Origin of the sequence: Thermoanaerobacterium sp. CMT5567-10, from assembly GCF_030534315.2 — a bacterium.
Lineage (GTDB): Bacteria > Bacillota > Thermoanaerobacteria > Thermoanaerobacterales > Thermoanaerobacteraceae > Thermoanaerobacterium.
In genome coordinates this window covers 634,420-646,724 of record NZ_CP130558.2, presented here as the reverse complement: position 1 = coordinate 646,724, position 12,305 = coordinate 634,420, and the positions used below count along the sequence as shown (strand labels likewise).

The following is a 12,305-nucleotide window of genomic DNA, read 5'->3' as shown; positions in this document are numbered from 1 at the left end:
ACGCAATTGAAAATATTAGTAACGGGTAAAACAGGTCAGCTTGGATATGATTTATATGAGCTTTTAAAAGGCAGTGAAGATATTATATTAGCAGGAAGAGATGAATTTGATATAACCAATATAGATGCTACGCATAAATTTGTAAAAGAATATCTACCTGATATAGTGATACATTGTGCAGCATATACAAAAGTAGATGATTGTGAAAGAAATATTGATTTGGCTTATAATGTAAATGCTTTAGGTGCAGGTAATATTGCCTCTATATGCAGTGACATAAATGCTAAAATGGTGTATATATCGACAGATTATGTTTTTGATGGGAGTAAAAACATACCATATACAGAATTTGATACACCAAATCCTTTAAATGTTTATGGCAAGAGTAAACTGGCAGGAGAAAACTTGGTAAAAGAAATATTGGACAAACATTATGTTGTAAGGACGTCATGGTTATATGGCATAAATGGCAATAACTTTGTAAAAACAATGTTAAGATTATCTAAAGATAGAAATATGTTAAAAGTAGTCAATGATCAGCATGGGGTACCTACTTTTACAAAAGATCTTGCAGAAGGATTATATTTCCTTGTAAAAACAGATGCATACGGAACATATCACATGACAAACAGCGGAGAAACGACTTGGTATGAATTTGCTAAAAAGATATTTGAAATAGCCAATGTGAATATTAATGTGGAACCTATAACGACAGAAGAATATAATGCACCGGCATTAAGACCGAAATATTCTGTTCTTAATAATTATGTTTTAAAATTGAGATTTAACTATGAGTTAAGAAATTGGGAAGATGGATTAAGGAGTTATCTTGAATTATTAGCTTAAAGTGAAGGTGTATAATATTATGAGATATAAATCTTTTAATATAGTAATAGATGCGTTTGCTCTATTACTTTCCTTTGTTTTTTCTTTATTTTTACGCTTTAGTTTTATTTTTAAAAATATTGATATTGAATGGTATATATATTCTTTCTTAATTATTATGGTTACAGATTTGTTAGTGCTATATTTTAAAGGATTGTATGAAAAAAATTTTAGTAATGTATTTGAACAAGTAAGTATTATATTTGAAGGGTTAATATATTCTACATCTTTATATATTATAATGTCATATTCCATTAAGAATACTATATTTTCAAGATTAACTTTAGGGTATTTTATCATATTATCGTTTGTATTTCAAGTTATTGGTAAATATTTTATCTTATATCTTATAAAGAAAGAATATAGCAAAGGAAAAGGATTAGTCAACACAATTGTAATTGGCGAGATTCAACCTTTTAGTGAAAATTTAATAAAAGAAATAGATACAAAACATGTATTTGGACTTAAAATATTAGGCGTTTTATCTAAACATGTCGAGAATAGCAGTTTTTTGAATTGTGTTGGAGATATTAGAGATTTTAAAAAAATTATTAATGAATATAATGTTAAATCGATAATTATTACTTCCAAAGTTGATAATGTTGAAGAAATTATTGATTATTGTCTTTTAAAATATATAAGTATTTACACTTTAGGAAATGCGGTTGATTTGATGAACTATCCAGTGGAAATTGTATTTATAGAAGATACTCCTATATTAAAAATAAAAGATGTTTTAATCAGTGGGACAACTGCAAGGTTGAAGAGACTAATTGATTTTATGCTTTCATTGTTTTTAATAATAATTTTATCACCATTATTAGTTTTGATTTCTATTTTGATAAAAATAACTTCGCCTGGGCCTATACTTTTTAAGCATAAGAGGCTTGGATTGAACGGAAAATTAATTGATGTTTATAAATTTAGAACTATGGTAGTAAATGCACAGGAAGTATTAGAAAAAATTTTATCTGAGCATCCCGATTTAAAAAAGGAATATGAAGAGACATTTAAACTAAAAGATGATCCAAGAATGACGAAAATAGGGAAGATTCTTAGGAAAACGAGTCTTGATGAATTGCCACAGCTTTTTAATGTCATAAAAGGTGATATGAGCTTAGTTGGACCAAGACCAATTGTTTTAGAGGAAATAAATATGTATAAAGAACATGGAAAGTATCTTTTGCGTGTACTGCCTGGTGTAACAGGATTGTGGCAGGTTAGCGGCAGGAATAACGTGGATTATGAAGAAAGAATAAAAATGGATATGCAGTATATTATGAATTGGAATTTATGGCTTGACTTAAATATTCTCTTTAAGACTATACCTGCTGTACTTAAAAAAGATGGAGCATATTGATAATTTTAATTGTGATAATAATTAGAGTCCATAGTAATATACTTAGTATTATTCCGTTTATAAGACCAACGTAAAATTTATGTTTAAGCATATAATCATTCCTTATTTTTTTATTATATTTTGCATTATTATTAGATTTTATTCTTGTTTTAATAAAAGTTATAACCTATTTGTGGAATTTACGGCATAATGGAAAAAGCCAAGAATGTGTATGTAGTGCCAGGAGATTTCAGCTGGGATGATGTAAGAAGCTGGACATCGATAGAGAGATTGTACGAAAAAGACGAGTATGGCAATGTCATAAAAGGTAATGTCGTAAGCATAGACACAAAGAAATGCATCATAACAGGAAGCGATAAACTCATCGCAACACTTGGCATAGAAGATGTAATAATCGTAGACACAGAAGACGCACTTTTAATATGCTCAAAAAATAAAGCGCAAAATGTGAAAGAAGTATTGAAGGAGCTAAAGGAGAAAAAGAGCGAGTATTTGTGATATATTTTTTAACGAAATATGTCGGAATATTGTCAATAATAAAATTTATTAATCTATAACTTTTTAATTATGGGAGGTGTGATGTATGGGGTGATTGACTGTGCTTCTCTTGAAGAAAGCGATAGATATTTTGAAAATTTGCTTAATCAGTCTTCAGTAAAAGGCATTTTAGGATATATTGAGCTTAATAATGATGAGATAAGTCATATAGCTGATTTAATATCAAAAGAAGTAATCAAGTCTTCCTTTGAGAATTCAGAGTCATTAACTGTATCAATTTTTCTAGTTTGGATGGGGATTTTATACTATAAAGATGGCGATTTTTGGTCACATGTTTATGATATTTTAAATATATCATCAGATAAAATCCAGTTACAGAAATGTCTAGGTGAGATTTTTCTAAAGACTGTCAAAAAATATAAGTTGATAGCTTTTAAGGATAAACTTCGCTATATTATGCCAATACTGGCTCATGGCTTTATTCCAAATTATTATCTTAACGACTATTTTTCAAATATCGTACTTCGGATATACAGAGAAAGAAAAGAAGCAGGTTTAAATATTAATTTTGATGAAATTAGGCACATTGTTTCAAATTGGAGAAAAGAATATACGTTGTATGTAGAAAAAGAAGATATGATCCGCAGCCTTGATGAAAAGGAAGAAGAATTGCTGATTGCAAAGGATGTGTTTTTAAATTTTAAAAAGCTTTATGATCTCATTAAATTAAGAAGATTGATAAAAAAATCACAGGATATAAAGGATCTGTTGCAAATTCCCGATGGATGGCTTGATGAAAAAGAAGCTGAAAGAAAAAGATTAACAATGAAATTGGATGAACTCCGTAGCATATATAAAAAACGCATTGATTTGGAAAATAAATGTAAAGAATTAGATAATCAAATAAATATTATAGAAAATGAATTATTTGATTATTTTGATGATAAATCTACAAATGCTGTTTTAAATATTTCTTTTGATGATGTAAGAAATCTTGTTAGAAGCATTAAAAATAATGAAAAGAAATTTTTGGGCTTTATAGGACTTATTTTTAGAATTTTTATGCATAAAGAGTATATGATGATGAATGACAATAAAAGAAGATTAGCTAATATGTTTAAAAACCTTTCAATAAAGGATGATTTTTTTAAAACCTTAGATGAGAGATATATCGATAGATTAGTTTATCTTCAAGATCTTTTAAAAAAGAAAAAAATTTTTGAGGCTACTTTTAAAGAAATAGTTGAGACGGAAAGAGAAGCTGCAGCATCAATAAGTGATGTCTCTACAGATAATGTTGTAACAGAGTTAGAAAAAAAATTAGAAGAAGTGAACAATGAGATTGCAACGTATAAGAAGAATTTGGTCATTTTAGGGAAGGGTAGATTAGAGGATGGAAAAGAGGAATTAGATAAGCAGAGAAATTTAAGGAATAAGATAAAGTCAATTAAATCTGAAATTGTCTCTTATTACGATGTAAAAATGCTATTAAAAAATTTGCCACTTAAATTGAAGTATCTCAATGTAGACGAAGTAGAAAAAGAGCTAGAAAAAGTTCGTGAGAAGAAGAAAAAAATTGAAGATAAATCTAAAAATTATACAAATCCTTTATATTTTATAAATGAATCTTCACGTGTCTTTATTTGTCAAGGAGGAGATGTAGCAGATCAGTTTATATTTGAGTCTCTTTTACTGATTCAAAATTTGGAAAACGGAAAAGAAGATACCATTGATATCTTGTTACCAACTAGAATAAAGAAATCTATGATTGATTGGTGGCATGAAAGTGGCAAGGCTTTACTTACAGATGAAAGGAAAAGAAAAGAAAGAGAAGTTACTAGAGTACCGATACATAAACCGTTAGTAGAATTAGATACCATTAATAGAGGGATTACAGTTTGTGTACCGCAACAATCAATTGAAAATCATGAAAATGCTATTTTTACTTTATGTGAAGAAAATGATAAAAGAATAGAAGTGAAGTTGGATATAAGAAAGATTAATGACAAGCAGTATTGTACTTTGCCAGCTCGTTTTAACGTTGGACCTTTTAAATATTATAATTTTGAATTGTCAATTGACGACAAAATCTTTGAGTGGAAAGTAAATGGTGTAGATGATGATAAGTTTATGTTTTTTACAAATGAAAAGTATCTTATAGAAAATCTTTTGTATCTACCTGATGACGGATTATTTGTTGTTGCTCCAAAAGAATGCAAGTTCATTCCGAATGAGATTGTAAAAGAAAGGGAAAGAATGAGCGGTGATTGGTCATCGTATGAATTTGTCTATATTGATTTAGAAGAAAACGATGCGTTTGTCATTGAAAGTAAAGGAAGGCAGTATATTTATAAGAAAAAAATTAATATAAATCCGCATCTTTTGAATGGAAATGTGATAGATGGTGTATATTCTGAAGGGATTATGGTGTGTAATGGTGAATTGCCTGATTTAGTTTTTTCTGCAATTGATGATATATCTTATTACGGCTTACGATTTGATTATCAAGGTAATACCACTTTTAAGTCACTTGAAGGTTTAGATATTACAGGGAATGGGAGTGCTGTTTTAATTAATTTAAGTGCTATTTGCCATGATGTTTACGGCAAGTGTAAAGTGTCGCTGATTTATAAGGAAAATGTTATTTGGACTGATGATATTGTCGTTTTACCTGATTTAAACATATTGTTTGATAAAAAATTGTATCCTCCTTATGAAAGCGGAAAAAGACAATTAGGCATCTTATACTTAAGTTCAAAATACCCATTGAAAGTTCTTAATTATGCGGATATCAGTTTTAAAAGCGAAGGCGAGAAAATTGACGTAGAATTTGATACATCAAATGAAAAAATAGATTTGTTATTGCAATATTTTTTAGATACAAAAATCGATATTTATTTATCTATTGATATTCCAAAGGTTTATTGGAGAACTAACAGTGGCGAAAAGTGGCAAAGTAGTATTGGAGAAATATGGTTTGAAGATATCGGAGATTTGTATATAAAGATACCTCAATCAATTTTTCCGAAAGCTAAATTAATATTAGATGACAATGTTCAAACAATTGCACCAAATGTGAGAAAAGGTGAAATAATATTTGATTTGCGTAAGTTAAGTGACAGCATAAGAAGTTTAAATAAAATACTTCAGGATTTGGTAATTTCATTTGAAGACAAAGATATTTCTCCAATTTTGATTTGTCGTATTCGTCTGTATTGGCAGGTAAAAGATGTTACATTCAATGCCATGATATACAATGGTAGAAGGATAATTAAGATAAAGTGGAGTGACCTCGGAAGAGAATCCAACAGAGTTATTCGATTATGGCCTTTAAGTGAGGAAGATAGAGGCATGATTCAGTATAATATTGCAAATGGTACATCACAAATAGAAATATCTGATGATATAAAAAATCTTCCGGCTGGTTTATATAGATTACAATTTGATGTTGATGATCCTTGGAGCGATGATAATGAGGTTTTATTGCCAAATAAAGACCATGAGAATTGCTTAGATGTGATATTAGGTGACAAAGATGAGATATTGCAAAATGTTATAAAAAATGGGTTAGATATAATCGCATTTGATGTTGGTGGAGAGAAGATCATATCTGAAAGAAAATATTGGATTGATGACATTAAGATGTATTCTGAATTTGAAGGTGAGGAAAGGCTTACGGGAAATATATATACATTTGATGATAATGGTAACATTATTTCTGTTGAGTACAATCCAGCAAGTTTTTATTTTATATTGGATCCAAAATATTTTACAAAACTTCCTTTTTTGATAGATAAAGATAAAGATGGATATACGTATTGTAAAAGGTGTAAAGTATTGTTTTCGGAGATAGCCCATCTTGAATGCAAAGACAATGTGATACTACCAGATGGTATTTTTGTAAATATAAGGAGGGTATGATAAGGTGGCAAGACTAGACCCGCTTTCTGCAACTGAAAGAATTGTAAATAGATATTTGAGTTATCTTGGGACTACATTTTCATTTAATGATGCAAATTTACAAAAACAATTGAAGGAAGAGCTAAGAAAAATAGATAAATTTTCGAAAGGACCAATATTAGAAGCGACACCACCTTTTGAAAGTGGCAGCTCTATAGAAGATTTAATTAAAGAAGATGTTTTAACAAGTGAATTTAGGAAACTTTGTACTGATGAGCTTCCATTAGATCGCAATTTGTATTTACATCAGAAAAATGCAATTTATAAATTAGTTAACGACAAAAGAAATCTAATCGTTGCAACGGGTACAGGAAGTGGTAAAACTGAGACTTTTTTAATACCTATTCTAAATCATTTATTTAGAGAAAAAGAAAATGGAGAGTTAGGGCCAGGAGTTAGAGCTTTACTATTATATCCCATGAACGCCCTTGCAAATGATCAATTAAAGAGGCTGCGCAGACTTCTCAAAAATTACCCCGACATTACATTTGGAAGTTATACAGGTGAAACTGAAATAGAAGAAAAACGTGCTGTAGAACAATTTAAAAAGTTGTATTCAGAAGAAGAATTGTTGCCAAATGAAATATTGTCAAGGGAAAGGATGCAGAATACACCGCCAAATATTTTACTTACTAACTATGCTATGCTGGAGTATTTGCTCCTTAGGCCTAACGATAATGTGTTTTTTGATGGGGAATATGCAAATAGGTGGAAATTTATTGTTATCGATGAAATACATATATATTCTGGAGCAAAAGGTATTGAGCTGGCTATGCTCTTAAGACGACTTAAAGATAGGGTAGTAAAGAGCCAACATGGTGTGCTAAAGTGTATAGGCACAAGTGCAACACTTGTTGGTGAGAGTGAAAATGACTATAAGGGTGTTACAGAATTTGCAGAAAGACTATTTGGAGAGGAGTTTCAGTGGATTAAAGGTGATCCAAAACGTCAAGATGTTGTGATAGGAACTAAAAAGAGACTTGTTATTTCTAAAGAAAGTCGATATAAACCTGATTCTAATATTTACAATATATGGTCTGAAATAGTTGAAGGAAATGATGCAAATAAAATTGAAAGATTAATTGAAGAAGGGATGAAGGCAGGTATACCTGTTGATGTTTTAGATGAGGCTAAGGAAAAATCAGATGGAGATTGGAGAAAGTTCATTTATATTGCATTAAGTTCCGATAGTCGATTGATTACACTGCAAACTAAGTTAGAAGAAAAGCCTCAGTATTTATCGAAAATTGCTGATATCTTGTTTGAAGATGAAAGCAATAGGCAGCAACTTTTAGTTTCGTTAGTCCACTTGGCAAATAACGCAAAAATGGGTATAAATGAACAGCCTTTACTTCCTGCAAGGTATCATTTTTTTGTGCGCGCCCTTGAAGGAGGCTTTATTTCTCTTTTTCCTGAAAGACATTTATATTTAGAAAGGCGTGAATGGATAGAAGATGAAAAAGGACATGAATACAGAGTTTTTGAAATTGCAACTTGTTCTCAGTGTAATTCTATATATTTAATAGGCGAAATTGATAGAAAAGACAACATGAAATTTTTAAAACAATCTGGATATCATTATTTAGAAGATAATAGCAATCTAGAATATTTTTTACTGGTTGAAAACAAAGAACTTGTACCGGAAAACGAAGATGAGATAGTTTCATCTGGTGAAGATGTAGATTTTTCAGAAAAAGAATATGTGCTTTGCGGTAAATGTGGAGCTATAAGAGAGATAAATGAAACAGGTGATTTTTGTCATTGTGGTAAAGAATATGAAGTTCGTGTTGTAAAAAGCGATGGCAAAAAAGGTTTGTTGCATAAATGCCCAGCTTGTGGAATGATGAATACGATAGGCTCGGTAGCAAGAAGATTTGTCATTGGAAGTGAAGCTGCTACAAGTGTTTTATCAACGGCTCTTTACCAAGAGATTCCGGATGAAGATGTTGATAAAAAAGATAGCGATAAAAATGAAGATTCATTGTGGGATGATGATATATCAGAAAGTGATGTAACTGAGAGCAATCGTAGAATGCTTATATTCTCTGATAGTAGACAGGATGCAGCGTTTTTTTCTACGTATTTACAAACGTCTTATAATCAAATTTTACAAAGACGCCTTATCATTATGACATTGGAAAAATATAAGGACAAAGTTATTAATAATGAATGGAGGATAGAGGATTTAGCTCTATATTTAAAAAGATTTTTAAGTGATTTAAAGATTTTTGATTTAAGTCAACAACAATTGGAAGAAGAAGCTTGGAAATGGGTGCTTTACGAGTTTATGGGAAGGGGCGGTTCAACCAGTTTGGAGCCCCTTGGACTTTTAGGGTTTACCCCTGACGTACCACCCGATATACATTTTGCAAGAGGATATAAAACTGATCCATGGAACCTAACGGATGATGAGATGTCTGGTTTGATGATGGTTCTTTTAGATAGCATAAGGAAAAACGGCGCTATTTGCTTTCCTGACAGTGTAAGCCCCAAAGACCAATTTTTTGCACCATTAAATAGAGAATTTTATTTTAAAAATAATTATGCGGTACCTGGTTATATATATAGCTGGATACCTTATTCTAAAGGAAAAAACAATGCTATAAGGAATAATACGCGCCTTGATTTTCTGATGCGCTTTTTTAAAGCAAAGGGGAAGGATATTAACCGCGATGAAATAGAAGAATTTTTGAAAATACTTTGGGAGAAATTATTGGCAAATAATAAATCGCTTTGGAGTAAATATCTATCAAGTCATTTTGAGCGTAATGGTGTTGGACAAGTATATAGGTTAAATTTAGATTATTGGAAAATCGCACCTTCTATAATAGATGAGTCAATAAAATGGTACAGATGTACTAAATGCAATAGGCTTACGTTACACAATGTTTTAGGAGTTTGTCCCACCTATCGGTGTGATGGTCATTTAATTGAGTGCGATCCAAAGAATATATTTAAGGATAATCACTATAGGAAGCTTTATACAGATATACTTCCGTTGAGACTAAAGACAAGTGAGCATACTGCACAGCTTACCACCGAGACAGCAGCAGAAATTCAAAGAAAATTTGAAAAAGGTGAGATCAATGTTTTAAGTAGTTCTACTACATTTGAATTAGGCGTTGATGTAGGAGATTTAGAGACGGTGTTTATGAGAAATGTACCTCCGACGCCTGCTAATTATGTGCAGAGAGCAGGACGTGCAGGCAGGAGGACTAGTGCGACAGCATTTGTACTTACGTTTGCACAAAGGCGATCGCATGATTTCACCTATTATTTAGATCCGTTAAATATTGTCAATGGGAAGGTTCAAACGCCTCACATTGAGATTAAAAATGAAAAGATTATAAAAAGACACATTTATGCCGTGGCATTGGCAATGTTTTGGAAATCAAATCGAAATTTTTTTGGGGAAGTTAATAAATTTTTTGTAGAAGATGGAACGCCTATTACGACGATAATAAGTAATTTTTTGGCGAAAAAACCAATAGAATTGAAAGAAAGCCTTTTGAGAATTGTGCCGGCTGATTTACATGATGTACTTGGCATAAATGATTGGAAATGGGTTTATGGTTTGCTTGATGATAAAGAAGGCGTATTGAAAAAAGCAGAGGCAAATTTATTAAATGATCTTAATGAATTGAGAAATATTGAAAAGGAATGCGTAAATGCTAAAGATTATTCAAAGGCATCGGAAATTAACAGAATGATAAATACTTTAGAACGAAGATATATTCTCAATTATTTATCGCAAAATAATGTTATTCCTAAGTATGGATTTCCTGTGGATGTTGTGGAACTGAAAGTCGATCATCATGGTGATGAAGCAAAAGGATTGGAACTTACTAGGGATTTAAAAATAGCTCTGTCGGAGTATGCTCCAGAAAGTCAGATTGTCGCTGGAGGAAAATTGTGGACTAGTAGATACATTAAAAAATTGCCAGATAGAGAACCAGTCAAATATAATTATGCTATTTGTGATTATTGTGGAAATTATTATAGCAATATTGCAGATAATCAAAATGATCTTGATACTTGCAAAGTTTGTGGGCATAAGATTGGAAATAACCGTGGAATATTTATCACACCAGAGTTTGGTTTTATAGCAGGAAAACCTCAAAAGCCAACATTGGTAAAACCTGAAAGGACATACAGTACAAGGAAGTACTTTGCAGATGAAGGTGAAAAAATAGAGGAAAATTATGATTATGAGATAGGTGGTTTTCATATTAATGTAAAAGCTGGTGATGGGAAGCTAGCAGTGATAAACAGCGCAGGTAAGAGAGGTTTTAAGGTATGCGAAAGTTGCGGCTATGCAGAAATTAATACTGGCAGTCCTATAAAGTCACATAAAACTCCAATGGGCAAAAATTGCAAAGGCAAATTATCGCGTTATTCTCTTGGATATGAATTTAAAACGGATATATTAATGCTAAAGATCATAGGTTATTCTAATTCACAAGAAGGATTTTGGGAGTCATTATTGTATGGTTTGATTGAAGGAGCTTGTCGAGAACTGGAGATTGAGCGCCAAGATATTGATGGTACTTTATATGCATATTCTAAAGATCCTTTTAGTCCTGCTATTGTGTTATTTGATGATGTCCCAGGCGGAGCCGGACAAGTAAAAAGGATTGCCAATAGAGAAAGCTTTATAAGAGTCTTAAATAGGACATTAGATCTTGTTTTAAATTGCGAATGTGGTGGAGAAAGAGCTGATACAAGCTGCTATGGATGCTTACGCAACTATACGAATCAGTATTGCCATGACAAATTAAAGAGGATCTATGTAATAGACTTTATCAAAGAACTTTTAAATAAATAAGATAAAAGCACAAGTAGACTGTTCTGTTGCGTTATTGAAGTAGTATTTGCTATGTCATGGAATAAATCAGCAATTTCTTGTAATTATTAATTGCTAAAGAAATGGAGGATAAAGTTATATATCTATGATGGATTTTTTACAGAAAAGTTATCAAAATATTCTATCATGGTTGTTGTTTCGTTTGACCACATTATAAAAGATGAAGAAACATATTTGGAAGTATTAAAGGCAGCAATAAACTCATCGCAATGCTTGTCACAGAATATGTTATAACAGTAGACACAGAAGACGCACTTATAAATATGTTCAAAGGATAGGGCACAGAATGTGAAAGAGGTACTACAGGAGCTTAAAAAGAAGAAGGCGGAGTATTTGTATATATTTTTTAACGAAATATGTTGCCAATAATATAACCTGATATTCTTTAGTAGCTATTTCTTCATTATCTGGTAGCAGTAAAGGAGAAAACTGTTTTATCCACTTATATATTGTTACTGCTTTAGCCATACTCACGACTGACTCAAGTTAAGTACCGGCTGACCTAAGCGATATAACTCAATAACCTGCTGCTTAAATTCTTTCGAAAATCGAATACCATTTTTGGATACTGTTTAACACTCACATTTCTTTAAATTATTTCTATTGTGTTAAACTTTTTGTGCCCACACTTATATACTAACACTATCTAAAACAATAGAGAGTGTAACAATAAAACAACTCACAATTATATTAGGAATAAGCAAATATCAGATTGAAAATGTATAACGGGCAGGTTCA

At 31.2% G+C, this 12,305-nt stretch carries 6 protein-coding genes and 1 pseudogene; 6 read left to right on the top strand and 1 reads right to left on the bottom strand.

The window, feature by feature from the left end:
* Positions 1–6 precede the first annotated feature (6 nt).
* From rfbD to Q2T46_RS03380, 6 genes and pseudogenes are all read left to right on the top strand, one after another.
* Positions 7–846, top strand: a complete 840-nt coding sequence (rfbD, locus tag Q2T46_RS03405; RefSeq protein WP_303264256.1) for a dTDP-4-dehydrorhamnose reductase — start codon at positions 7–9, stop codon at positions 844–846.
* Positions 847–865: 19 nt separating this feature from the next.
* Positions 866–2,245, top strand: a complete 1,380-nt coding sequence (locus Q2T46_RS03400) for a sugar transferase (protein ID WP_303264257.1) — start codon at positions 866–868, stop codon at positions 2,243–2,245.
* 180 nt (positions 2,246–2,425) lie between these two features.
* Positions 2,426–2,743, top strand: a pseudogene (locus tag Q2T46_RS03395) (mannose-1-phosphate guanylyltransferase); the annotation flags it as partial.
* An 81-nt stretch (positions 2,744–2,824) separates the two neighbouring features.
* A complete protein-coding gene (locus tag Q2T46_RS03390) occupies positions 2,825–6,664 on the top strand; it encodes a hypothetical protein (protein ID WP_303264259.1) in 3,840 nt (1,279 codons plus the stop codon).
* A gap of 4 nt (positions 6,665–6,668) precedes the next feature.
* Positions 6,669–11,528, top strand: a complete 4,860-nt coding sequence (locus tag Q2T46_RS03385) for a DEAD/DEAH box helicase (protein WP_303264260.1) — start codon at positions 6,669–6,671, stop codon at positions 11,526–11,528.
* A gap of 90 nt (positions 11,529–11,618) precedes the next feature.
* Positions 11,619–11,801, top strand: coding sequence for a hypothetical protein (locus tag Q2T46_RS03380; protein WP_311062328.1), 183 nt, complete (start codon positions 11,619–11,621; stop codon positions 11,799–11,801).
* Positions 11,802–11,867: 66 nt separating this feature from the next.
* Here the strand turns inward: Q2T46_RS03380 and Q2T46_RS03375 are convergent, their stop codons facing one another.
* The gene (locus Q2T46_RS03375) at positions 11,868–12,035 is read right to left on the bottom strand and encodes a hypothetical protein (protein WP_311062327.1); all 168 of its coding nucleotides are present in this window, start codon (positions 12,033–12,035) and stop codon (positions 11,868–11,870) included.
* Positions 12,036–12,305: the final 270 nt, after the last annotated feature.

Excerpts from the sequence above, each read along its gene's own strand:
- Q2T46_RS03400 (WP_303264257.1), top strand. The coding sequence starts at position 866 with ATGAGATATAAATCTTTTAATATAGTAATAGATGCGTTTGCTCTATTA.
- Q2T46_RS03390 (WP_303264259.1), top strand. The coding sequence starts at position 2,825 with ATGTATGGGGTGATTGACTGTGCTTCTCTTGAAGAAAGCGATAGATAT.
- Q2T46_RS03375 (WP_311062327.1), bottom strand. The coding sequence starts at position 12,035 with ATGGCTAAAGCAGTAACAATATATAAGTGGATAAAACAGTTTTCTCCT.